The sequence below is a fragment of the Fodinibius sediminis genome (assembly GCF_900182555.1).
GTDB lineage: Bacteria > Bacteroidota > Rhodothermia > Balneolales > Balneolaceae > Fodinibius > Fodinibius sediminis.
This window is the reverse complement of sequence record NZ_FXTH01000010.1, coordinates 49,991-74,598: the sequence shown is the minus strand read 5'-3', so window position 1 is coordinate 74,598 and position 24,608 is coordinate 49,991. Positions and strand designations below refer to the sequence as shown.

The window sequence follows — 24,608 nt, the reverse complement described above, 5'->3', positions numbered from 1 at the left end:
TACATAACCAATTACAAACAATTAAAATTTATAGACAACTATGTCAGCAAAACTAGTTCATTATGATATGGATGCACGCGATGCTCTAAAGCGTGGCGTTGACAAGCTTGCCAATGCTGTCAAGGTCACACTGGGACCGCGTGGACGAAACGTAGTAATTGAAAAATCTTTCGGTGCACCCACTGTAACCAAAGACGGTGTTACGGTAGCCAAAGAAATCGAGCTGTCCAACAAGCGCGAGAACATGGGCGCTCAGATGGTAAAAGAAGTTGCTTCCAAGACCAGCGATAATGCCGGTGACGGAACAACTACGGCGACTGTTCTTGCCCAGTCCATTATTCAGACCGGCTTGAAAAATGTTACGGCCGGGGCAAACCCAATGGAACTGAAGCGGGGAATTGAGACCGCCGTGAAAGCTATCGTCAAGGAGCTCAGCAACATGAGCAAACCGGTGGGCGACAGCCTCGACAGTATCAAGCAGGTAGGTTCTATTTCTGCCAATGGTGACGAGGAGATTGGTCAGAATATCGCCGATGCGATGGAGAAAGTAGGAAAAGACGGTGTGATCACTGTTGAGGAAGCCAAGGGTACCGAAACGTATCTTGAAACGGTTGAAGGTATGCAGTTCGATCGCGGATACCTCTCTCCCTATTTTGTGACCGATTCTGAAAATATGGTTGCAGAGATGGAAGAACCCTATATTCTGATCTTCGACAAGAAGATTAGCAATATGAAGGATCTGCTTCCCATCCTTGAAAAAGTGATTCAAACCGGAAAGCCACTGCTCATCATTGCTGAAGACATTGAAGGCGAAGCACTGGCTACGCTGGTTGTGAACAAGCTTCGCGGCTCGCTGAAAATTGCTGCAGTCAAAGCTCCGGGCTTTGGCGATCGTCGCAAGCAGATGCTGGAAGATATTGCAATACTGACCAATGGTACGGTCGTTTCTGAAGAGCGTGGTTATAAGCTGGAAAATGCTACGCTTGATTACCTCGGCACTGCCGATCGGGTGAATATCACCAAAGACAACACGACTGTTGTGGGTGGACAAGGCTCTGATGATGACATCAAGGCCCGCGTCAACCAGATTAAAGGTCAGATTGAATCTACCACTTCCGACTATGATCGTGAAAAACTGCAGGAGCGTCTTGCCAAACTCAGCGGCGGTGTTGCCGTGCTGAATATTGGCGCTGCTTCTGAAGTTGAAATGAAAGAGAAGAAAGCCCGCGTCGAAGATGCCCTGCACGCAACTCGTGCAGCCGTTGAAGAAGGCATCGTAGCCGGTGGCGGTGTTGCCCTGCTGCGAGCTCAGAAAGCACTTGACGAACTGAAAGGGGAGAACCCTGATCAGGAGGTCGGCTTTGACATCGTACGACGAGCTCTCGAAGCTCCGCTGCGTTCCATCGCGAACAATGCCGGATCAGAAGGGTCCATCGTTGTACAGAAAGTGAAAGAAGGCGAAGGCGCTTTCGGATTCAACGCACGTACGGATACCTACGAGGATCTGATCAAGGCCGGCGTTATTGATCCAACAAAAGTAACGCGTACGGCCCTTGAAAACGCTGCGTCCGTGGCTGGCTTGATGCTGACCACTGAGGCCCTCATCTCTGATAAGCCTTCCAAAGGCGATGACGACGATGACGGACCTGCTGCCGGCGGCGGTATGCCCGGCGGAATGGGCGGCGGTATGCCCGGCGGAATGGGCGGAATGGGTGGCATGATGTAAATCCACTCCACGCTCTTAAAGCCTTACGGCTGAGGACGTTCTAACAACGTCAAGCCCCACTTTTCCAGCTGATGGAAGAGTGGGGCTTTTTATTTGAATTGAGCTGTTCCTCTGTTGGTCTTCGTATATAGGAGTGAACAGCTACCTTTTTAATGAAAAACATCACTATGAGAGCAAATACGAAGACCTTCTGCAGGGGGATGGCACTGCTATGTCTGGCTGTCTTTCTACAGAATTGTGCATCCACCAAAAAGGCATCCATACCGCAGGGATGGAGCTATAACCTGAACTGGGAGAATTTTAACAGTGCAGAGATTACACCGTCAGATTATCTGATTGTTCAAAGCAAAGAGGATATGGTAATGCTGGACGGAAACAGCGGCCGGGTAGTAGTTAATGACATCCGCGAACGAGGCGGATTCTTCTCGGAAATCGGGCGTGATTTCAAAGAACAGGTCAAGGAAGATCTGCTGGTAAGCCAGCGAGTGGATATCAAATATTACCACAAGGAATTGCCGCAGCTGGGAGCGATGCTTCTTTTTAATCAGGTGGAGAAAGGAGACCGGGTGCGAAGTATTAATCTTGACAGCGGGCAGGAAAATTGGTCTTCGACGTCGTATGTATGGAACCTGGACAAGTATCAGGACATTGCTAACATTGCCATCAATGAGCTGATGGGAGGCAGTCTCGGGGCCAAGGGGATGTCAGCTGTGGCCCTGCAGACCCGCATGATTGAAAGCATGATCCGGGAAGTGCCTGAGCAAAACGGATTTCTGTTTCGAACGGTGGAAAAATTGTATTTCATCGAGGGTAAAAGCGGGGAAATACTCTGGGAAAATGAAGAAATGGCGGGAACCGGAATTGCTGATGTTGAATACCTGCCTGCTACGAATCAGCTTTTGTTGGCTACCAGCATGGCTGGGCTAAGAGATGTCTTGGAAAATGCCAATGTGGACCGCGAGCTCAAGCAGGTGGCATTACTGGATGCCACCACGGGACAGACAGAATGGAAATCAAGCTATACCGGCCGAAGCGAACAGCTAAGGGTTGTCAGGAAGCAGGGAGAAAATGTACATCTGGATTTCAACGGGGGCTCCGTAGAGATCTTTGATTTTGACAGTGGGGAGCGCCTGTTTGGAACCCGTGACGGTATTCAGGAAAGCAATGCCAAGCTGGCCAGTTTTACGACGGATTACAACCCGATGGAGACGCCCGAGACGGCTGCGCCAAAATTGGAAGGTGATGCGGTCTACGCCGTAAATCCAGAGGAGGTTAAAGCCGTTGGCTTGCCCGATAAGCAGATCCAGAAGTTTGACTACACCACCGGCGAAATGTTGTGGCAGGTCGAAATGGAAAATACCACGGATATCCGGGATATGCGGTTCCGGGATGATCATCTCATTGTACGACTTTCGGCCCAGCAGCCGGATACGATGTCGGGGAATGTTTCCAGTATTGTAGGAAAGGTGAAGCCGCTCGGATTTTATGCTTTTTCAAAAAAGAGCGGTGAACCGGCCTGGGAACTGACGGAGCCTTTTGAAAATCATGTTTCCAATGTCATTTATGAAGAGGATCATGCCTGGGCCGCCGGAGGAAAATCATTGTACAAGTTCAGCCTGGTGGATGGCAGCGTCCTCGCCGATTCATCCTACGAAGACCATGGGATGGGAGAAATAAAGTATATCCATGAGTCGGGTGACAAGCTGGTTCTGGTGGGGTTCAAAGGGGTAGCTATTGTCAGCAAGGCAGATCTCACAACGCAGTTTAGCAAAGCACCCAAAGGGCGCCTGAGGAGTTTTGACATCAATGATCAATTTTTGGTGATTAAAATGGAGCGGCTGCTTTCGGGCCAGGAAAATATCCATGTTTTCAACATCAGCAGTCCCTCGGAAGTTGCAAACTTCACGCTGGGAGGCCCTGATAAAGATCTTCACGGACGCCTGGGCCGTCAGGGATATAATCCGACCGCTGATTTTCAGCAGCTAATCACCATCACGGACGGAGGCATCAAAAGCTTTGAAATATATTGAACAGATGAGAAGCTGTGATCTCAAGGGGGGGCAGGGGAAACCGTGTTCCCCCTTTTTCTTATGGCCATCAATGAGTGGCGCTCATTTCCGTGGCGAGTTCAACTTCTTTTGCCAGATCCATTACGGCATCGGCATAGAGGCCGCTTGGATTATAACGGAGCACGGAGGTTCGCAGGCTATTGGTGCGCTGTTGGAAATAGGCCAGATAGTTGGCTACCGACATGATGTTATTGTCCATGTCAAAAATATCGTCGCCCACAAACCATTTATTCAGCGAGTAGGGGATAAACTGGGCAAAAGACATGGCTCCTGCATAGCTGGATTTCAACTCGAAAACATCGATGCTGTTTCGCTGGGTAAAGTCCAGGAGTTCGAGCAGCTGTGCTTTGGCAAAATCGGCCCGGTAATCTACCGCATACATTGATACGTAGGCATTGAAAGGGTTATAGCTGCCGATGTTTTGGCCAAAATCTGATTCAATGCCAATGATGGCTGCAATGACATATTTGGGAATGCCATACTTTTCCTGGGCCTTTTGCAGCTGATCGGCGTGCTTGCGTATAAAGTCAGCCCCGCGATCTCTCTTGTCATCAAAACCGAGTATTTTTTTATACTCTTCAAGGTTGATGGACTTCCGTTCGGCAGATTTACGGAAACGATCACCTATGCCCTCATAGATCTCAAACCGATCGTCGCGAAGCAGCGGTTCAATTTCATATCCCTTCCTGCGGCAGGCCTCGAGGAGAGCTGAGAGAGAGGATTCATAATTGGAGTGCGCGGGCAGTGAAAGGGTATCTGGTGAAGCATGCCACCCGGCGGGCGATGCCGGTATTGGTTTATCTGCAGCAAAAGAATGGGCCTGTGCTGAGGATATGGCCCAGGCAAGAAGCATAATGAGTAACGAACTTTTTTTCGAAACAGACGCGATGATGGTCATAAGTACTGATGAACTTTAATGGAGACTGTGTAACAATATATATAAAAATTTTGTACCATTTTTAACAACGATGGGTGGCAGAATCTCTTTTTTAAAGTAGGGAGTGTTTGGGCAGTTGTGTAAACAGACGGGCAAGAGGGATCTGGTGGAGATGGGCTTTTCATGGTTGTAGTTATACAGGTTGTCACCGAGCACCCGGTGTTCCGTCCACGCTGAAGAAGGGCTGGTGCTCATTACGAGGGAGAATCACAACCAACTTAAAACGGAAGGTGCACGGTGACTGCCAGCGCCCGGGCGGTAACGGTGTATACGGTCTCCTGCGCAGTATCAGAGGTCCGCCCAAGACCGGTGCACAACGGTACTTTCTGGCTTTACCTCTGATAATAACGGGCTTGGTGCAAGCGAGCCCTGATTCCATATGGCGTGGTGCCTCGCCGTAATGTAAACACAGGGATGGTGACAGGTCGACCATTTTAGTCAATGGTTGTTCTGTCGGCAAGCAGGTTCTTGTAGAGGTAGGATAGCCCCATCACAAGCCCCCATTGCAGGATAATCGTTGCCACAGAAAAGGCACTGAGTGGATTGTACCAGCTGTCGGGAGCATAGGCGGTGATGCTCAGGTACATCCACCAAAGCAGCAGGGAGATGACCTCCACCGGAACCACATATTTGATGATGATCTCCCACCAGCGGCCGAGGGTGTACCGCTGCTCGCCGTTATTGACAATCTCAGATCGAAACCGGGAGGGGTCGAAACGAATAATTGCAAACGATATAAAGGCTCCTGAGACCATCAGGCCCACGGACCAGACGAAATCCTGGTTGGCCAGCACATCCAGGGAGAGGGCTGAGGGCATGCCCATCAAAAAGCCGGTGAGGCAGATGAAAAGCGTTGAATGAGTACGTGCATAGCCCATATCTACAAATACCCGGCTGGACAGTTCAATCATCGAAATAAGGGAGCTGAAGGCGGCAAACGTTAATCCCAGGAAGAAAAGAATAGCGAACAGGGAGCCGCCGGACATTTCATTGAAAAGCTGGGGCATCCATATGAACGTAAGACCGGTGGAGGCGGGCCCGGAGGTTTTCATGACCTCCAGTACTTCCCCTGAGGTCATGTTGCTGCCCAGCGTGCCGAATACAGTGGCAAAGATGGTCATGGCTGCCAGCAGGGAGACGATGTTGTTACCAATGCCGGTTTGAAAGGCACTGACGCTGATATCGTCGCGATTCCGCATGTATGCGCCATAGGTGAGAATGAGTCCCCAGGCCGCACCGGTATCCCAGGCGTTCTGGGTAAGGGCCTCGAGCCAGAGGGAGGGGGTGGCCAGGGTAGACCAGTCGGGGGTAAACAGGTATTGAAGACCCTGGACACTCCCGGAAAGGGATACTGCGCGGACAAGCGAGATGACAACAACCAGCAGCAGTGAAGGGATCAGGATCTTATTGATACGCTCAATGGAGGAAACCCCCTTTACCACGACGAATCCTCCCGCCCCCATCATCAGGGCGTGAAATGCAGAAGGCCACAGTGAGTTTTGAAACCCCTCCCAGACCCTATTTGCCTGCTGCATGCTTTCGGGCAGACCAGTACTTATCGATTCGACCAGGTAAAACAGCGACCAGCCGGCGACAACGCTGTAGTAGAACATGATAGCGGTGGCTACGAAGCCGATGAAGGCCCCCATCCAGCTGTATTTTTTACCAACCAGCCTGATGAAGGAACCGATGACTCCTTTGCGTCCATTCCTGCCGATGCCGTACTCAGCAATAATCAAGGGAATGGAAAACAGGAAAAGACAACATATCCATGCAATGAGAAAAGCACCGGCTCCTTCCTGTCCCCCGTTTTGTGCTGCAATACGTGGAAACCGCCAGATGTTCCCCGTGCCTACTGCAATACCCAAAACACTTAAAATTAACCCGATTTTCGATGAAAATAGATCGGAACTGCTGTTATCTGAGCTTGTGGGCATGGAGAAGCAGTGAAAATTTCAGTTTTTAGGTTTATTATGGAAGCCGCATCTATTGTTAATAATTTTTTTATGCAGAGGCAACCTGTTTATTGGTATCCCTTAAAGCAGCCTGCGGGGCGCAATAAGCAGGAACAGATGAAGTCAAAGGGTTTTGGGGAGGTATCAAGAACGACAGCTGGTTGCGATTGAAGTGTCCGTAGATTTTAAGCTACTTTTTATCGCTTTATTTGACTGTCTGAGCTGAATGAATAGACGCCCTAAGAGAAAAGCGAATGTACTGTAATTCCGGTTTATACACATTTGGAATGTTGAATTCTACTTAAAAGAATAATTTGTTAAAGTTTGGATGAAAGTTAGAGAAGACTCTTTCAAAGTTGTTTTCTTCACTATATCCTTTTTAATTATGGTGTGTATAGGGATTTTTAAAAGGGTTAGTTCAAAATAATTTTTGCTCTTATAATTTTAAAGTGTCCATTCTTCATTTAGTTTTATGCATATTTTAAGGAGAGCAAAAATAGTTTAAGCAGTATATAGAGCTTGTCCAAAATTTGAATAGGTTAAATTTATTTTTGGAAAATGGGGTTGGATGATGAGAAGGATGTAGTTCTATTGCAAAAGCTGAGGGAGGGAGATGAAATGTCTTTCAGAAGCATCTATTTGAAATATCACAGTCGTATGTTCAGGCTGGCTTTCAAATATTTGAGAAATAGACCATTGGCTGAAGATGCTGTTCATGAAGTTTTTGTTTCCCTTTGGGACAATAGAAAGAAACTCAGAGCATCAGGATCATTAAAGGGATTCTTATTTACGGCCATCAAAAATCATGTACTGAATGTTATTGATGAGGACAAGCGAAGGCTCAAGAAACACATTAAACTTTCATATGAGAAAAAAATAGACCGTTTCAAAACTGCTAATGTTATTGAGCTTTCAAAATACAGGGATATATATAAAACTGATGTAGAACAGCTCCCTGAAAAGAGGCGTGAAGTTTTAAAACTGCGCACTGAAGAAGGTTTAAATAATAGGGAAGTGGCAGCATACCTTGATATATCTGTTCATACTGTAAAATCACAGTATTATAAGGCATCTGTTTTTATAAAAGAGTATGTACACAGAAAAATGACTAAAGAAACAGGTAGTTAACACATTTCTTTATGGATCAGTATTTGATGTGTGGAAATCTATAATTAGATATGTATTGGTATGCTGTGATAACTTTGAACTGGCATTCCTTCTTTTTGTTTTTAATTGAGTCTTTTGTAAGGCCTTTCCTGCGACCTTGGTATGGTGGATTTGTAACCAATAAAACCGCTGAAAATAAATAGGGAGTAGATATTAGTAATAAACTTTGATTTTGATATATAGAGTGTTTTACAAGATGTTATTCAAGATTAAAATGAGCTGAATAAAAACATTTAATAATGTGAGATAATAAAAATAAAGTCCATCATAAACTTCTATTTTGTTCTTACTCATTTCTAATAATTTTGTCAAAAAAAATTTAGCGTAATACTTTTACGATTGGCAGCTGTAGTATTAGTAAAGAAGGCAACAACCGCAAAGATTTGAGTATTAATGGACCGCAGGCTGCTGAACAGATATTTCCGTGACGAGTGCTCCGAGGCGGAGTTGGACAAGGTTCTGGATTGGTTCCAAACAGAGGAGGGACAGGCATTTCTAAAACAAGATATGGAACGGCAGTTGACGAAAGACGACGAGCTGTCAATTTATCCGGATGTGGAAACCGAAAAAGTATTCAATCGTATTCAGCTGAGTAAGAAAAAAGAGTATAAGAAGCATCGCTGGGTGGGGGGGCGCGTTGCCTCCATTTTGCTATTGGTAGCCGTACTTTCATCCCTGTTGTATTGGGGGGGAATTACCACTGCGGAGGGGGATGAAAATACAGAACCCGTTTATACAACTTATGTAACCGAGTCGGATCAGCAAAAAGTGTTGACGTTGACCGACGGGACCCGAATAAGACTGAATGAAGATGCAAAACTGATTGTGCCGGAGGCATTCAAATCTGAAAGAAGAGAAGTTGAATTAGAAGGGGAGGCATATTTTGACGTAATAAGTAATAAAAAACGCCCTTTTTTAATAAGAATGGAAGGGGCTGTTGTTGAGGTGCTAGGAACTAAGTTTAATGTTAAGGCTGATACCAATTCTAACAGTGTTGAAGTTGCCGTTCTTGAAGGAAAGGTGGCCTTAAAGAGTGGAGATACTGATAATGCGGCCAGTGCACTGCTGACACATAACAATTTTGGTGTATTGCGGTTTACTGACAGCCAAATTACAATTGAGAACACAAATGCTAAAAATTATGTAAGCTGGTTTAAGAATCGACTGAAATTCTCCGGGGAACCGCTGGGACAGGTTAGTCGTCAGCTCGAGCGACTTTATGGAATAAAGGTTGTGTTCAAAAGTAACAAGCTCAAAGATCTGCAGCTAACAGCAGAAATGGAAAAAGTTGATTTGGAAGAAGTGATAAAAACAATTGCAAATACCTTTGATATACGTTTCAGAATGAAAGGGGATTATATTGTCTGGATGGAATAGTTTTGTCAAAATGACAGCATAGATAAAGGAAAAAGTAAATTAAGAGGATGAATTGTATGGACAAGAACAACGGGTATGCGTTATTCTTAAGAAGAAAGAAGATAGTTCTCAGAGTATTTCCCTTATGTATAGGTATGATATTGCTGGTAAATATGGCTTTTGCAGGTCAAATAAGTCCGGTAACAGCATCACTCTTGGATAAATCCAATGATAGTCAGCGACCTCTCGTTTCGGTACATTTTGAGAATGAACCTCTGCCTGGTGTTTTGCAGAAGTTAGCTCGTAAAGTGAATGTTGGGATTTCGTATGATACACAGGTGGTTCCTTCAAAATTGATAACATACCAAGGTAAAAATGAATCCATCTATACTGTTTTAAAAGCTGCTCTCGAAGGGACCGATCTGTATGCTACCTTATCTGAGAATAGAAAAGTGATTGTGATCAAAGAAAAAAAAGTGCAGCAATTGTCCAAAATTCAGGAAAAAATAACTGGAACTGTTATCGATGCCCAGTCAGGAGAAACACTGCCTGGAGTAAATATTTTAGTAAAGGGAACGACAAGAGGAGCCTCTACAGATGTAAATGGTGCGTTTGAGCTGGAGGTACCTTCCTTGCAGGACACTTTAGTTGTATCCTTTATCGGATACCAAACCAAGGAGGTTCCCATTGATGGACAAACTGAGCTTAACATTGAAATGGAGCAACAGGCAATATCAGGGGATGAAATTATCGTGGTAGGGTATGGGACGCAAGAAAGGCAAGATTTTACAGGCTCTGTTAGCCGAATAGAAGCTGATGATTATAACAAACAATCTGTTTCTCAGCTTACTGAGATGCTGTCCGGAACCATTCCTGGATTCTATTCTCAACAATCAGCTTCTCCTGCTGGTGGTGGATCTATGGAAGTAAGGGGGCCAACTTCAATAAGTGCAAATACAGATCCTATGATTATTCTTGATGGAGTTATTTATAATGGGAGTTTGCGAGATATTAATCCTAATGACATTGAAACAATTGATGTATTAAAAGATGCTAGTTCTGCAGCTGTATATGGGTCAAGAGCTGCGAATGGTGTCGTGCTCGTTACAACTAAAAAAGGAGCTAAAGGTAAACCCACAATTAGTTTTTCTTCAAAAGTAGGTGTATCTACGCCAACAAAAGATCGAAAACCTTTGGGACCAGAAGAGTATTTGACATTTAGGGCAGATTATTTCAGAGAAACAACAAGAAATAATCCAACCATTTCCGAGTATTTTTATACTAATCCGGATGATTTGCCAAACAGTTTAAGTATTGATGAATGGTTAAATTTAAATGATAGTCCTAATCCGGATCCTTATACCGAGTATCTTCAAAGGTTAAATTTATATCCGGCTGAGCAAGAAAATGCGTTGGCTGGAAAGACAGTGGATTGGTATGATTTGGTTATGAATGATGGAATAAGGCAAAATTATGATATAAGTGTTAGTGGAGGACTGGAAAATCTAAATTACTATTGGTCGGTAGGGTATCTAAATAATGAAGGGTTAATTAAGGGAGATGAATATTCTACATTTCGCACAAGGCTAAATTTGGAATATGAAATCAATGATTGGCTGGTTATAGGGACAAATACACAATATAGTAGCAGAGATGAAGGAGATACACCAGCAAGTCTAGCCTTAATGTATATTGCCAGTCCGTTTGGTGAGGTGCGTAATGATGATGGATCCCTCAAATTACGTCCTTATGGTGATCCAAGTGCCTACAATCCATTGATGAACTATTATGGGCACAATCGTGACAGGAAAATAAACTCGATTTTTTCGAATCTGTATACACAGATCACATTTCCTTTTAATATTGAATATGAATTTTCCTTTCAACCGAGGTTATCATACACAAATGAACTGAATTTTTGGGGAGAACAAACGATAACGGGTACACAGACATATCCGGGAGGATATGCCAGTCGTGTTAATAGTAAGGTTAGTGACTGGATGGTAGATAATTTATTGACGTGGAAGAAAGAGATTGGCATTCATTCAGTAAATCTTACTTTTTTATACAATATCGAAAAAAAATCTAGTTTGTATGAAATTCAATCCAATCAAAATTTTGCACCTAATGCGAATTTGGGATACCACGGACTACAGTTTGGAGACAGTCCGAATTTGAACAATATAGACACCAAAGAGACGGCGGATGCCTTGATGGGGCGAGTGAATTATACCCTGCTTGACAAGTATATTCTTACTGCATCAGTCCGCAGGGATGGGTATTCTGCTTTTGGTCAGGATCAACCCCGAGCTGTTTTTCCAGCCTTGGCAGGAGCATGGAGAGTATCAAACGAGCACTTTTATAATACCGACTGGTTCGTCAACAGAGTAAAATTAAGGGTATCTTGGGGTATAAATGGCAACCGTTCAATTGGTGCTTATTCTGCTTTAGCTTCGTTAAGCTCAACACTGGACTATGACGGTTCAAGTGTTAACGTTGGAGTTGAGAATTCTTCTCTGGCAAATGAAAATCTGGCTTGGGAGCAAACTACAGCTCTTAATTTTGGGACTGACATTGGCATATTAAATGACCGCTTGGGCATAAGTGCAGATTATTATATAGGTACTACAAAGGATGTATTGATGAACAGGCGTTTACCGATTATTACAGGTTTTTCAAATGTAACAGCTAATCTTGGCGAGTTGAAAAACCGGGGACTTGATATCAGTATAACGAGCAACAACATTATAAAACCAGATTTTTCCTGGAGTACAGATTTGGCATTTTCTTTCAATAGGAATGAAATTGTATCTCTGTATGGAGATTTGGGTGAATATACTTTATTAGGGGAGCAGCACAGAGGTGAACTGCCAGACTTTTCAAACAATTGGTTCCCTGGTCACGCTATAGATGCCGTATGGGATTATGATATTTCAGGTGTTTGGCAGATGGAAGAGGCTGAACAAGCTGCAGAATACAATATGTTGCCGGGGGATTATAAAGCTGAGGATGTTAATAATGATGGAAGGTATGTAGATGTAGAGGATAAACAGTTTATAGGTCACACAAAACCTCGATTCCACATAGGGTTAAGAAATAATTTTAATATGGGGCCATTCGGTGCCAACATATTTATTAGGGGAGACTTGGGGCATCTTATCCCATTTAATGAAGCTTTGAGAGGAACCTTATCTCATGACAGGCGAAATTATGATATGGGTCCTTTACCCTATTGGACAGCAGAAAATAAAAATAATGAATATGCTCGCTTACGACCTAAGCATACAGCTTACGGTGGAGGAATAAATTTTTATGAGCCGGGGACATTTGTTAGAGTACAAGACGTAACTCTAAATTATTCGCTGCCTCACTCACTGTTGGAAAGATTTGATGTGAATTCGATGAGTATATATTTATCATCTCGTAATTTGTTGACTTTTGATGATTTTGCAGGGTGGGATCCAGAATCAAGGATGCTTCCTATGCCCAAAACATATACCATCGGAATTGACTTGTCATTATAAATGACTGCTAAATTTATAAATAACAATAAGATATGAAAGTTATAAATATAAAAGTCTGTCTTATATGCGGGTTAATGTTTTTGAGTCAGTTTTTTAACTCGTGTACCGATAATTGGCTCGCACCTGAACCGCTTTCAACATTTACACCAGAAAATGTTTATGTAGATGAAGAGGGGTTTGAATCGTTACTTGTAACGATGAGAAAAAATCTCAAAGATGAGCATTATGGTTTTTTTAGCTGGTCGACGGCTGAATATGTTTCATCTGATTTAGCGGTAGGAGGGTATGGACCTGATTTCTCTTTTCTTACTCCTACTGGCACGCCAGAGCGATACCCGGTGGATGATATGTTTGGTGATATCTATGAGTATTTGAAAGATCCGAACGTGCTAATCTCTCGCATTGATGAGGTTGCATGGCAAGATCAATCTATACGTAATCGGCTTCTTGCGGAAGCATTTTGGCATCGTGCATATTTGTATTATAGATTAATCCATTCCTATGGGGATGTACCGTGGATTGGTGAGGAATTGAAAGGGGCTAAAATTGATTTTGTAACTCACTCCAGATGGGCAATCTTAGATAAGATTCAAAGAGATTTAGAATGGGCCGTGGAGTGGATGCCTGAGTCAGCGCCTCCCAGAGTCCCTACGAAATATGCCGGCTGGCATCTGTTGGCAAAAATTTATTTGGCAAATACGGAATTTGATAAAGCAATTGAAGCTGCTACAAACGTAATTGAGGGTCCCTTTGCTTTAATGACTAATAGATTTGGAAGTTGGTCAGATGATCCAACACGTAATGTGATCTGGGATCTTTTTAGACATGAAAATATTTATAATGGTCAAAATACCGAGACTATCCTGGGGTTGGTGGATAGAGCCGAAGCCCCGGAGGAAGCTCGGAGATATCGATCTTTGGCTGCAAACTTTAATCCTCATTGGTGGGATGTGAAAGATATAGATGGCCAAAGGGGCATTGAATACCCTTCAGCCCTTATGGATACAGTTATGAGGGGTCAAGGGATTACGGTATCGAATAAATACTTTCAATATGGAATATGGGGAGATGAAACTTACTCCTGGGAAACTACGCCAGACCTTAGGAGATCAGATATAAATTGGATTGAAATGAGAGAAATTCGTTATAATGTGGCTGATTCTCCTAACTTTGGCGAGCGTATCGAGCAACGGTGGTCGACTCCAAGCGACACTACATTAAGATGGTATTCATGGCCTCACTACAAAACATATAATCCTACAAGTCAGGAGGAAAGCACGTGGGGAGGAGGAAATGGAGATTGGTATCTATTTCGTCTTGCAGAAACTTATTTAATAAGAGCTGAAGCATATTACTGGAATGAGCAATTAGCTCAATCCGCTGCTGATATTAATGTGGTTAGATTACGTGCTAATGCTCCCTCCATTACAGGGGCTGATGTAACAATAGACTATATTTTTGATGAGCGGGCACGTGAATTATATATGGAAGAACCCCGCCATACAGAGATGGTTAGGGTATCAAATATAATGGCCAGATTAAATACTAATGGCTATGAACTAGAAACTATTGGACAAAAAAGCTGGTGGTATGATAGAGTAATGAGGGTAAATGATTTGTATAATCAACCGCCCGGCACTTGGTGGAGTAGTCAATCTGTTACAATTGAGCCATATAACATTTACTGGCCAATTCCTCAAAACATAATTACAGCAAACACCCAGGGTACAATCAATCAAAACTATGGTTACGAAGGTTATCAAAATAACAGTGAACCACTTGATACGATTGAAGATACGATTGAAAAATAATTCTATGCTGCTGTAGGAAAAAAATATAGTCTTATATCTATCGTATTCACTGTGACCTTTCTTCCATCTTCGGATTTTGGCAGCTTATTGTACAGGAGGAGCACCCGATAGGATTATGTCATGGTTTTAAAATGGATCGTGGTGGCTTATGAGATGTGTTTCAATGTTTTTGATATATTCCATTACGGTTATTTTAATGGTTAAAATAAGGGTTCGGAGGATTATGGAATTCAGGGATAATAGGTTTCCAGTTGGCAAGCGACTTGTTTTGTTCTTTTTCTTTGCTATGTGCTTTTTAAACATCTGGCCGGGAAAAATGCATGCACAGTCCGATAACCATGCTTTTGTTATTGAAAGTTCAATAGACAATGCCCCAAAACATATTTCATCAATCGCTGAATGGGAGAACCAGAGATGGAATATCATAAAGGGAATGGAAGAAGTAATGGGGGCATTACCACAACGAATTGATCTGCCTCCCTTGAATATACAGGCTTTTGATACGTTAAAGACAGATAGGTATAACCGACTTACGATCAGTTTTACGGTTGCAAAAGATGAACGGATATCCGCCTATTTGTATATCCCGCATCGCAGCGGTGTATCTGGGAAACTGCCGGCAATGCTTGCCCTTCATCCGACAGGAGAAATAGGAAAAGATATTGTTGATGGACAAGGGCTTGCCAACAGAGGCTATGCAAAGGAATTGGCCGAACGGGGATATATTGTCATTGCACCGGATTATCCCGGATTCGGAGAGTTAAAAGATTATAAATTTGATGAAGACCGGTATAAGTCAGGGACAATGAAGGGAATTTTCAATCATATGCGCAGTGTAGATCTGCTCAGGGAAAGAGAAGATGTCGATCCTCAGAAAATTGGGGTCATCGGGCACTCGTTGGGAGGACATAATGCCATGTTTGTTGCTGCTTTCGATCCTCGCTTAAAGGTCGTTGTTTCCAGCAGCGGATGGACACAACTTGGATACTATGACATTGGCAAGGCGGCAGTTGAAAAATATGGGGGGCGGCTTGGTCCCTGGGCACAAGATGTATATATGCCTTTAATACGTGATAAATTTAATATGGATGATGATATAATCCCTTTTGACTTTCATGAAATTATAGCGGCCATAGCTCCACGTTCCTTTTTTTCGAATTCTCCTGCCAATGATAACAACTTTGATGTTAATGGAGTACGAAAAGGAATTTTAAAATCACGCAGCGTATATAAATTTTTGGATGCTGAAGACAACCTTCAGGTTCGATATCCTGATGCAGGGCACGATTTTCCGACAGAGGTGCGCCGAGAAGCCTATCAGTTCATAGATAAGGTCCTTGGTCACATCCCTTCCGAGCATGATATGGAATAATATAACCTCACCCGTTTTAGAGTTCACACAGGTTTAGCTGTTATCTACTTGCTTGCAGGTTACACAAGCTCGGGATGAGGAAAAACCGGTCGTAGCAGGGTCAGGCGACATCTTCCCCGACCCCGGCCCATTCCAGGTAGCGGCTGCGTATCTCTGTGATATGACCGTCGAGGTTCTCCAGGGTCCAGTTCGACACGTCTATCGCTTCGTGGATATGGGCTGTGACGGTCCCGGATTTTGTGATGAGGCTTCCGCCCTTGCTCAATTCCCGGCTCCCTTCAAAATAGATGGGAACAATGGGATATCCGAGATCCAGGGCCATACGGAAGGGGCCCTTCTTGAAGGGACCGATAATGCCCGGGTGCTTGCGGGAGCCTTCAGGGGCCATCATGACCGATAGCTGGTTGCGCTTGATGCGCCCGTAGGTTTTTTTCAGCTGCTTTATCGCTTTATCAGACTGCCTCCGCTGGATGAAAATCTGCCCCGTCAGACGTCCGAGGAGGAAGAAAAGGGGGTTATACTGGAACTCCCATTTGGCAACGAATCGGATCCTGGGCAGGCCCAGGGCTAAGAGTGTCAGTACATCAAGGGTCGAGCTGTGGTTGATGATGAAAACAGCCGGACAGGTAATTGGGCCGTCATGGTGCTGTACGTCGAAATGGATACCACTGGTCCACAAGACAGGCTGCATCATCAGGGGGGCGACGTGTTCAACAATAAAATTGGAGGCCCTGCCAAGGGTGAGCAGCAGAAGCAAAAGGATAAGGGGAGTGAAGAACAGCAGGATCAGGAAAAAAAGACTGATAGCGAGAATGCTTCGGAAATGATCCCCGAATGTAAAAGTGGAAGTACTCATAGCCAAGGGGTGATACTCTTGTCAAATGTGACCGGAATATAGAAAAATCATTGACCAATCATGGCACGCCCCTCACCTTTGATGAAGGCGGTACCTGCTGACCCGCGGTATAAGGTCTCATTTGCCGCCAGGTGGAGCTACCGGGTTTTGTTATTGTAGGTCAGCTTAAAATAAAGAAGGGTTATGGCCAAAGATAAGGTAACCAGGTTGGCGGCAATGATGGGAAGATCCGAAACGATGAATCCATAGATGAGCCAGAGTGAGACCCCAAGGCAAAATGCCACATACATCCCAAGAGACAGATCATCAGCAGATTTCGTTTTCCAGGTTTTGACAACTTGCGGTATGAAGGCAATGGTGGTGAGCATACCGGCCACCAATCCCAGGATCATGGTCATAGACATGAGTAGTTAGTTCTCTAAATCAAATTTGGAGGTGCAATGGGGACATCGTGTTGCCTGGATAGGTATATCAGAGTAGCAGTAACGGCATTTCTTGATAGTGGGAGAAACCGGTTCCGGGGTTTGTTTCGGATCTTTCAGTTTGTTGATATAGCGTATCATCAGAAATACGGCAATGGCAACGAGTCCAAAATTCGTTATGGCGTTGATAAAAGTTCCTATCCGAAGGATGGTAGCTCCGGCTTCTTCTGCCATCTGGAGGGAGGTATAGGGACCCGGGCTGCTTCCTTCCCTGAGCACCAGGAACAGATTACTAAAATCAACTTCACTGGTGAGCAGACTGAGGGGCGGCATCAACAAGTCGTTGACCAGTGATTGTACCACCGTCGTGAAAGCCGCCCCGATAATTATTCCGACGGCCATATCGATGACGTTACCACGTACAGCAAAGGCTTTGAACTCTTTAAACATAAGATGTTCGACTAAGAGGATTCCGAGTGCTCAAAATTCCGGGATTATGAAACCAGCTGTATACAGGAAGCAGCAGGCTGTTCCAGCTCGCAGTCTTCCGTATGATGATGAGCATCGCTTCTCATGCCGGTCTGACTCTGACTGCTACTCTTCCTCTTGCTCGGACCCGGTGTTGCTGGAATCGGTCAGCTGTTCCTCTTTTTTCTCCGGTTCTTCTTGAGCATCCATATCTCCATTCATCCAGGCCATAACAATTTTGCCGGACACTTCCTCTTTCTCCAGAAGCTCGTCGGCCAACTTGTCTAACACATCACGGTGTTTATTGATAGCCTCGAGGGCACGGTCATAGGCCGTTTTCAGGATCTGTTGTACTTCCTGGTCGATCTCCCGGGCCGTGCTGTCGCTGTACTCCTGCTGGCTGCCCATCTGCTCGCCCAGGAATACCTGTTCGCGCTGACCTCCGAAGGCAATATTGTTAAACTTGTCACTCATGCCCCAGTCCAGTACCATCTTGCGGGCCAGCTTTGTAATCTGCTTGAGATCGTTCTCAGCTCCGCTGGTGGCCGTGTCGAAGATGAGGTTTTCTGCCGCACGCCCCCCCATCATAACAGCCATGCGATCGAGCATATATTTCTTTTCGTAGAGCAGCTTTTCTTTCTCGGGAAGCTGCATCGTGACGCCCATGGCCTTGCCGCGCGGAATGACGGTGACTTTGTGTATGGGGTCGGTGTCGGGCAGGGCGGCCGCTACAATAGCATGCCCCGCTTCATGATATGCCAATAGTTTTTTCTCGTGATCAGAAAGACGAATCCCTTCCCGCTTGAGCCCCATCATCACCTTGTCGCGGGCCTGGTCGACATCCTGCTGCTCTACAGCCTTGCGCTTATGCCGGGCAGCGATGAGAGCGGCCTCGTTAAGCAGGTTCTGAAGGTCTGCTCCGCTGAAACCGGGGGTTGACCGGGCAATCTCACTGAGGTCAATGTCCTCGGAAAGTTTTTTGTTCTTGGCATGGATTTTTAAAATCTCCTTGCGGTGTTCCTGGGTTGGCAGGTGTACCGTAATCTGCCTGTCAAATCGACCGGGTCGGAGCAGGGCTTTGTCCAGGATATCCGGACGGTTGGTGGCGGCCATCACCACAACGCCTTCATTGGGTTCAAATCCATCCAGTTCGGCCAGCAGCTGATTGAGCGTTTGTTCCCGCTCGTCATGGCCACCACCCAAGCCGGCTCCCCGCTTGCGGCCAATAGAGTCAATTTCGTCAATGAAAATAATGCTGGGAGCTTTTTCCTTGGCCTTGTTGAACATATCCCGCACGCGCTTGGCCCCCACACCTACGAACATTTCCATAAAGTCAGAGCCGGTAATGGTAAAGTAGGGAACCTTTGCTTCTCCGGCTACGGCCCGTGCCAGGAGCGTTTTCCCGGTTCCGGGTGGACCCACCATCAACAAACCCCTGGGAATTTCACCGCCGAGGGAATCAAACTTATTGGGATTCTTGAGGAAACTGATGATTTCTTGCAGCTCGGTTTTGGCGCCACTGAGTCCGGCCACATCATCAAAGGTGGTATTGACTTTTTCAGCGTCTTGCAGCTTGGCCTTGCTTTGCCCAATCTTGAACATATTCTGCCCCTGCATACGCATCTGACGAAAAAACTGGATGCCTATGATGATGAGGAAGATCAGGGGGATGCCCCAGATTAAGATGGTCCACCAGTTGTAATTGCTCTGCGGCAGTGTTTGTACCTTTACATTGTTGGCTTCGAGCATGTCCATCAGCTTCTCATCGCCAAAGGAAGGCAGATAGGTTGAGAAATGGCTGTATTGCGTGGTATCGTTTTCAGAGGCCTTGAGTGTTGCCTTCTGATTGAGCTGGCCTTCAATTTTGTCACCGCGCACCGTTACCTTCTGGACATTGCCAGCCTGGATTTGTTCACGGAAAGTGCTGTAATCAATGGTAGGTGGGCCACCAAAGAGTCCACCATCCTGGGAGCTGAAGAGCCAAAAAGCAAGAAGCGTGGCAATAATGATCCAATAGAAACTGTATTGAAATTTACCGCCCGGCCTTTTATTACCTTTCCTATTTTTGGGATTGTTACTGTCCGATGATTTTCTCTTGTTCTCGGCCATAAACTTGGGTTAAATAATAGATAGCAAAAGATTCAAATAAAGTAGGTATCCCTTTCAACGTGAAATGAAGGGATCGTAATTCCATAGGTCAGTATACGAATAGCGTGATGGAATTGCGATGCATTTAATATCTGAAAGAATCGTAATAAAAAAGCATGAAAAAGAGTGATCAGAAAAAAGCCCCTGAGGCTATCAACCGTCAGAGGCTTAAGAGAGAGTGTCTAGAAAGTGAGTCGGGAGGGGATCGAACCCTCGACCCACGGCTTAAAAGGCCGTTGCTCTACCATCTGAGCTACCGACTCTCGGTCTCAAAACAGATTCCAAATATACGGCTTTCATCGGTTGAATTTCAACCAAAAATCAGGAAAAATTTTGTTTGCCGTACTGCAGCCCGTACAGGCACAGTTGGAAACTTCAATTGCGTCTAAAAATCGCTAACTTTCAACCTTATTTCCAATTTAATTTATTTTTTTGATTTGAAACCGTCTCTGTTGATGTCGCAGCACATATTTCCCCTGCGTATTCCCACGCCCTTTGCGGTGGGGGATGTGTTTTGTTATCTCATTGTGGATGACAAGATTGTACTCGTGGATTGTGGCTATTATGCTGAAGAATCGCTGGAACGGCTGAAAGCCCACCTGGGGGAACAGGGATTGCAGTTGGGGGATCTGGATGAAATCTGGCTTACCCACGGACATCCTGATCATTTCGGGCAGGCCGCTTTGTTGGCCGACCGGTCGGGAGCAGTGATATACGGACATCCCAAGGAACGGTCAAACTTTGCAGGGAATGACGACCGGGATCTGTTTCGGGACTACTTCCAAAGCCAGGATGTCCCGGAAGAGCTGGTTCAACAGATGCTGGATCAGCTGGAATGGCTGCAGCAATATCAGCAGCCCATTGAACCGGAATGGGTGCGGGAAGGAGACCTGCTGGAGAGCGGCAGAATATCGGTTGAGGTGAAAAAAGTGCCGGGACACGCTCCCGGACATCTCCTCTTTGATACGCGGGAAGGCGTAATGTTCGGTGGAGACTTGTTGCTTGACAATATCAGTACCAATGCGCTCATAAATTTTGACCCGGATACGCGTCAGCGGAATAAAAGTTTATTGCAGTACCGGGCATCCCTCCGTTGGATTGCTGAACGGGAGGGACAAGTGCTGCCGGGCCATGGGGAGATCATTCACCATATCAGGGAGGTGGCAGAACATCACCTGCAGGAACAGGAAAAGCGCTATGCTCATATTCACCAGCTGCTGGCGAAGCAACCGATGAGTTTGATGGAGCTGGCCCGGCGGCTGTTTGCCCCGTCCATTGAACAGGGAGCCGTCTTTTTGGCATTGTCGGAAGTATTGGGGTACCTGGATTGGGGCCGGGAAGAGGAGACTATTGGCTGGAACCAAAGAAAACGAACATATTGCAAGGCATAAGGTTTGACTCTTCATTTGGAGCTGCAAGAAAATAGCCAATTGGTTTGACAATGAGCCATGGTATTGCCAGCTTCCGATAACCATAAGAATAACAAATAACCATTGACAGTATGGCTACGATATTCACCAAAATCATTGAAGGCGAAATACCATGTCACAAGGTGGCGGAGACGGAAGATCATATGGCATTTCTGGATGTAAACCCCATCGCAGAGGGACATACGCTGGTAGTACCCAAACAGGAGGTGGATTATTTTTTTGATTTGCCGGATGCCTTGATGCATAGCACTATGGGCTTTGCCCGGACGATTGCCCGCGCTATCGATACCTCCTTGGAACCGCTTCGCACCGGTGTTATTGTGCAGGGACTGGAAGTACCCCACGCGCATGTTCACCTGGTTCCCCTTTATGAAACGCATCAGGTAATGGCACTCGGGCATAATGTAAGCGTGAGTGATGACCGGATGAAAGAACTGGCCAGCCTGATAAGCAGAGAGGTGCAGCTATGAAACTATCCATATTGAATGGACCCAATCTCAACATGCTGGGCACCCGCGACCCTGAGCATTACGGTGCTGAAACGCTTGAAGATATCGAGCAGCTGCTGACCGAAACATTTCCTGATGATGAACTTATCTTTTTTCAAAGCAACCTGGAGGGAGAACTGGTCGAAGCTATTCAGTCGCTCCTGAAAAGTGATGTTGATGGGCTCATTGCAAACTTTGGAGGGTATTCTCACACCTCCGTGGCTATACGAGATGCCCTGGACCTGCTGGAAATACCCATCGTGGAGGTGCATTTGTCCAATATTCATGCGCGCGAGGAATTTCGTGAGCAGACGCTGACCGGCCGCATTGCAGATGGTATCATCACCGGCTTTGGCAAGCACAGCTACGTGCTGGGAGTGTATGCCATCCAGCGGCTGATAGCGGATCAGTGATAGACGTGGACTGGAAAAAAACCGCCCCGTTTTATTATGAGATGCCAACAGTTGCAGCACAGGTCAGAACTAATGTTAATCTCACGCTTTTGTAATTGAAAAAATTAAGAGAACTCCTCTCCGATACGCTGGTTTACGGGATAAGCAGCGTCCTGGCCCGGTTTATTGGGTATTTGCTGGTGCCCCTTCACACCGATGCTTTTGCCACCTCGCAATACGGGGTTGTCAGCTTGGTGTATGCCGGATTGGCATTTTTAAATGTGTTGTTTACGTTCGGGATGGAATCGGCCTACCTGCGGTATGCCAAAGATCGGGAGCGGTCTCCGGACATCTTCAAAACGCTCCAAATTGGACTGGGACTGCTTTCTTCATTCCTCGTACTGATGCTTGCCCTGCTGGCCCCTACCCTCATGCCGGTAATGAATCTGGAGGCTGCGGGCAATCAAAATCTGTACTGGATGATGCTGGGCATCCTTTGGTTCGATACCATGGTATTGATTCCATTTGCCGAGCTGCGGCTGGTCCGCCGCCAGTGGTTGTTTGCCATTGTAAAGACAGCCAATGTCGTTGTCAATGTCGGATTGCAGTTCTACTTTATCCTGTGGCTCGACCGGGGGATTGAGGCGGTTTTTTTTGCCAGCTTAATTGCATCGGCCCTGACGGCCCTGGTGTTGTGGTTGGTTACGGCTGATATGTTTTCAGGGACGTGGGATACGTCCATCCTCAAAAAGGCGTTCTACTTTGGGCTGCCGTTTGTTCCGGCAGGGTTGGGCTTTGCGATCAATGAAACGCTTGATCGCTTTTTTCTTGGCAACTACCTCTCGGAAAGCAGGGTTGCGGAGCTTTACAGTCCCGACCTGATGCCAGACGACGTTGTAGGGATCTACAGTGCCTGTTACAAAGTATCGGTCTTCATGCTATTGCTGGTACAGATGTTTCGCATGGCATGGCAGCCGTTCTTTCTGCGCGAGGCTGATGACCCGGAAGCCCCCGGGCTTTATCGCGATGTGTTTCGGTATTTTAACGTCATTGCCGGGACCTGTTTTTTAGTCGTGGGGCTGTTTGTACAGCAGATCGTTCAGATCAAGGTTCCGTTTCTTGATGTCTACCTGGTTGGGAAGGAATACTGGCTCGGGCTCCAGATTGTACCGCTACTGCTTGGGGCATACTGGTTTCATGGCTGGTATATGAACTTTTCGGCCGGTATTTTTATCCGCGAAAAAACCAAAGTGCTGCCCGTTATTACATTGATCGGCGCCGTTATCACGATTGCAGCCAACCTCGTATTTATCCCGTACTGGGGCATGATGGGATCGGCGGCAGCCACGTTAATCAGCTATTCGGTTATGGCGCTGCTGCTCTACTATCAAAGTATTAAAGTTTACCCGGTACAGTACGAGGTGTTCCGCGGATTGGGAATGATGATTCTTGCGTTTCTCTGTTTGTACCTGCAGTCGTATCTGAATCAATGGGTTTCAGGGGAATGGATGAGCCGTGGTATTATGTTAATAATTGGTATAGCAGGCTTTGTTGGTTTTGCCTGGTCTACCCCTGAGCGATAAATATAAGTATTGCGCAGGGTGATAGTTGCTGAGAACTACACCTATCTGTTCTTCATTATTAAGATTGGAATAAAAATTATAGAGAGAAATAATTATGAAAAATAATGTTGGTATTTTTGTAGACGCTGTGAATGTAACCATGAATGGCGGATTTGGCTTGCGATATGATATATTAAGACGATTTGCCTGTCGCGACGGACGCACTCCTTCGAGGATGAATGTATACTTGGGCTATGATCAGGAAAGAGCGAATAATGATGAATCCTACCACGCCAAGACACAGCGATTCAGCGAGGTACTGCGTGATTTTGAGTACAAGGTTATTGAAAAACCCATGCAGTATTATGAAGATCATGAGACTGGAGAGGTAATAACCAAATCAACGGTGGCTATGGATATGGCCGTCGATATGATGACCCAGGGCAGGCAGCTGGACAACGTCGTTCTGCTGACCAACGACGGAAGTTATGTAAGTGTAATCAGAGCCCTGCAGCGCCAGGGCGCCCGGGTCGAGCTGGTTGGTTTTGATGATGTTCCCACGGAGCTTCGCAAGGAGTCGGATCTGTATATATCCGGCTATTTGATCCCGGGGATTCTGCCCATTGAATCGCCCTATGCCTGGGGCGAAGTGGGGTCACGGGTGCGGGGAGTGTGTTACGACTTTTCACACAGCGACGGCTACGGGTTTTTACGCTATCTCGTCAAGCTAAATGAAAATCTCTGGATTACCGACTCCCGGTTCGAAGCCTCGCCCTATAAAACCGTCTTTGCGCATGTATCACAGTTTGAGAGCGATTTTGATACCAGCTATCTGCCCAGTCGTCATCTTATTTTTGAGTTTGACCTGATAGAGAACGACAAAGGATTGGTAGCAGAAGACATTGTCCTGGTCAGTGCACCCTGA

The 24,608-nt window shown here is 45.7% G+C and carries 18 protein-coding genes and 1 tRNA gene; 12 read left to right on the top strand and 7 right to left on the bottom strand.

Features of this window, described 5'->3' with window-relative positions:
- Positions 1-40 precede the first annotated feature (40 nt).
- Positions 41-1,726: a chaperonin GroEL gene (groL, locus tag FN808_RS11980; RefSeq protein WP_142714838.1), complete on the top strand. Its 1,686-nt coding sequence runs from the start codon at positions 41-43 to the stop codon at positions 1,724-1,726.
- 167 nt (positions 1,727-1,893) lie between these two features.
- Positions 1,894-3,756, top strand: coding sequence for an outer membrane protein assembly factor BamB family protein (locus FN808_RS11975; protein ID WP_185958376.1), 1,863 nt, complete (start codon positions 1,894-1,896; stop codon positions 3,754-3,756).
- A 67-nt stretch (positions 3,757-3,823) separates the two neighbouring features.
- On the opposite strand, the gene FN808_RS11970 is transcribed toward FN808_RS11975, so the two are convergent.
- Together FN808_RS11970 and FN808_RS11965 are read right to left on the bottom strand one after the other, a co-directional pair.
- Positions 3,824-4,693, bottom strand: a complete 870-nt coding sequence (locus FN808_RS11970) for a lytic murein transglycosylase (protein WP_142714836.1) — start codon at positions 4,691-4,693, stop codon at positions 3,824-3,826.
- 473 nt (positions 4,694-5,166) lie between these two features.
- On the bottom strand, positions 5,167-6,669 hold the full coding sequence (locus FN808_RS11965; RefSeq protein ID WP_142714835.1) for a sodium-dependent transporter: 1,503 nt from the start codon (positions 6,667-6,669) through the stop codon (positions 5,167-5,169).
- A 582-nt stretch (positions 6,670-7,251) separates the two neighbouring features.
- Here FN808_RS11965 and FN808_RS11960 point away from each other — a divergent pair.
- The 5 genes from FN808_RS11960 (at position 7,252) to FN808_RS11940 (ending at position 15,917) form a co-directional block, all read left to right on the top strand.
- Positions 7,252-7,815, top strand: a complete 564-nt coding sequence (locus FN808_RS11960) for an RNA polymerase sigma factor (protein ID WP_185958375.1) — start codon at positions 7,252-7,254, stop codon at positions 7,813-7,815.
- Between the two features lie 594 nt (positions 7,816-8,409).
- Positions 8,410-9,231: a FecR family protein gene (locus FN808_RS11955; RefSeq protein ID WP_185958374.1), complete on the top strand. Its 822-nt coding sequence runs from the start codon at positions 8,410-8,412 to the stop codon at positions 9,229-9,231.
- A gap of 56 nt (positions 9,232-9,287) precedes the next feature.
- Positions 9,288-12,734, top strand: a complete 3,447-nt coding sequence (locus FN808_RS11950) for a SusC/RagA family TonB-linked outer membrane protein (protein WP_185958373.1) — start codon at positions 9,288-9,290, stop codon at positions 12,732-12,734.
- 32 nt (positions 12,735-12,766) lie between these two features.
- On the top strand, positions 12,767-14,545 hold the full coding sequence (locus FN808_RS11945; RefSeq protein ID WP_221930032.1) for a RagB/SusD family nutrient uptake outer membrane protein: 1,779 nt from the start codon (positions 12,767-12,769) through the stop codon (positions 14,543-14,545).
- A 223-nt stretch (positions 14,546-14,768) separates the two neighbouring features.
- Positions 14,769-15,917: an alpha/beta hydrolase gene (locus tag FN808_RS11940; RefSeq protein ID WP_221930031.1), complete on the top strand. Its 1,149-nt coding sequence runs from the start codon at positions 14,769-14,771 to the stop codon at positions 15,915-15,917.
- A 100-nt stretch (positions 15,918-16,017) separates the two neighbouring features.
- Here the strand turns inward: FN808_RS11940 and FN808_RS11935 are convergent, their stop codons facing one another.
- The 5 genes from FN808_RS11935 to FN808_RS11915 form a co-directional block, all read right to left on the bottom strand.
- Positions 16,018-16,773, bottom strand: a complete 756-nt coding sequence (locus tag FN808_RS11935; protein WP_142714831.1) for a lysophospholipid acyltransferase family protein — start codon at positions 16,771-16,773, stop codon at positions 16,018-16,020.
- A gap of 137 nt (positions 16,774-16,910) precedes the next feature.
- A complete protein-coding gene (locus tag FN808_RS11930; protein WP_142714830.1) occupies positions 16,911-17,177 on the bottom strand; it encodes a SemiSWEET transporter in 267 nt (88 codons plus the stop codon).
- A gap of 6 nt (positions 17,178-17,183) precedes the next feature.
- On the bottom strand, positions 17,184-17,645 hold the full coding sequence (gene mscL / locus FN808_RS11925) for a large conductance mechanosensitive channel protein MscL (RefSeq protein WP_142714829.1): 462 nt from the start codon (positions 17,643-17,645) through the stop codon (positions 17,184-17,186).
- Positions 17,646-17,789: 144 nt separating this feature from the next.
- Positions 17,790-19,772, bottom strand: coding sequence for an ATP-dependent zinc metalloprotease FtsH (ftsH, locus tag FN808_RS11920; protein ID WP_142714828.1), 1,983 nt, complete (start codon positions 19,770-19,772; stop codon positions 17,790-17,792).
- Positions 19,773-20,001: 229 nt separating this feature from the next.
- Positions 20,002-20,074: transfer RNA gene (locus FN808_RS11915), tRNA-Lys, on the bottom strand.
- Positions 20,075-20,266: 192 nt separating this feature from the next.
- Here FN808_RS11915 and FN808_RS11910 point away from each other — a divergent pair.
- The 5 genes from FN808_RS11910 (at position 20,267) to FN808_RS11890 (ending at position 24,608) form a co-directional block, all read left to right on the top strand.
- Positions 20,267-21,202 carry an MBL fold metallo-hydrolase gene (locus FN808_RS11910; protein WP_142714827.1) on the top strand — a complete coding sequence of 312 codons (936 nt, stop codon included), beginning with the start codon at positions 20,267-20,269 and terminating at the stop codon, positions 21,200-21,202.
- 110 nt (positions 21,203-21,312) lie between these two features.
- Positions 21,313-21,711: an HIT family protein gene (locus tag FN808_RS11905; protein ID WP_142714826.1), complete on the top strand. Its 399-nt coding sequence runs from the start codon at positions 21,313-21,315 to the stop codon at positions 21,709-21,711.
- Positions 21,708-22,142 carry a type II 3-dehydroquinate dehydratase gene (locus FN808_RS11900; protein ID WP_142714825.1) on the top strand — a complete coding sequence of 145 codons (435 nt, stop codon included), beginning with the start codon at positions 21,708-21,710 and terminating at the stop codon, positions 22,140-22,142. Before FN808_RS11905 ends, FN808_RS11900 begins: the two co-directional genes overlap by 4 nt.
- A gap of 95 nt (positions 22,143-22,237) precedes the next feature.
- Positions 22,238-23,704 (top strand): lipopolysaccharide biosynthesis protein, encoded by a 1,467-nt coding sequence (locus FN808_RS11895; RefSeq protein ID WP_142714824.1) that lies wholly within the window; start codon positions 22,238-22,240, stop codon positions 23,702-23,704.
- 94 nt (positions 23,705-23,798) lie between these two features.
- Positions 23,799-24,608, top strand: coding sequence for a LabA-like NYN domain-containing protein (locus FN808_RS11890; protein ID WP_142714823.1), 810 nt, complete (start codon positions 23,799-23,801; stop codon positions 24,606-24,608).

Coding starts and splice junctions, on each gene's coding strand:
- FN808_RS11965 (WP_142714835.1), bottom strand. CDS start 6,669: ATGCCCACAAGCTCAGATAACAGCAGTTCCGATCTATTTTCATCGAAA.
- FN808_RS11945 (WP_221930032.1), top strand. CDS start 12,767: ATGAAAGTTATAAATATAAAAGTCTGTCTTATATGCGGGTTAATGTTT.
- ftsH (WP_142714828.1), bottom strand. CDS start 19,772: ATGGCCGAGAACAAGAGAAAATCATCGGACAGTAACAATCCCAAAAAT.
- FN808_RS11970 (WP_142714836.1), bottom strand. CDS start 4,693: ATGACCATCATCGCGTCTGTTTCGAAAAAAAGTTCGTTACTCATTATG.
- FN808_RS11905 (WP_142714826.1), top strand. CDS start 21,313: ATGGCTACGATATTCACCAAAATCATTGAAGGCGAAATACCATGTCAC.
- groL (WP_142714838.1), top strand. CDS start 41: ATGTCAGCAAAACTAGTTCATTATGATATGGATGCACGCGATGCTCTA.
- FN808_RS11975 (WP_185958376.1), top strand. CDS start 1,894: ATGAGAGCAAATACGAAGACCTTCTGCAGGGGGATGGCACTGCTATGT.
- FN808_RS11900 (WP_142714825.1), top strand. CDS start 21,708: ATGAAACTATCCATATTGAATGGACCCAATCTCAACATGCTGGGCACC.
- mscL (WP_142714829.1), bottom strand. CDS start 17,645: ATGTTTAAAGAGTTCAAAGCCTTTGCTGTACGTGGTAACGTCATCGAT.
- FN808_RS11890 (WP_142714823.1), top strand. CDS start 23,799: ATGAAAAATAATGTTGGTATTTTTGTAGACGCTGTGAATGTAACCATG.
- FN808_RS11910 (WP_142714827.1), top strand. CDS start 20,267: ATGTCGCAGCACATATTTCCCCTGCGTATTCCCACGCCCTTTGCGGTG.
- FN808_RS11930 (WP_142714830.1), bottom strand. CDS start 17,177: ATGTCTATGACCATGATCCTGGGATTGGTGGCCGGTATGCTCACCACC.
- FN808_RS11940 (WP_221930031.1), top strand. CDS start 14,769: ATGGAATTCAGGGATAATAGGTTTCCAGTTGGCAAGCGACTTGTTTTG.
- FN808_RS11935 (WP_142714831.1), bottom strand. CDS start 16,773: ATGAGTACTTCCACTTTTACATTCGGGGATCATTTCCGAAGCATTCTC.
- FN808_RS11950 (WP_185958373.1), top strand. CDS start 9,288: ATGGACAAGAACAACGGGTATGCGTTATTCTTAAGAAGAAAGAAGATA.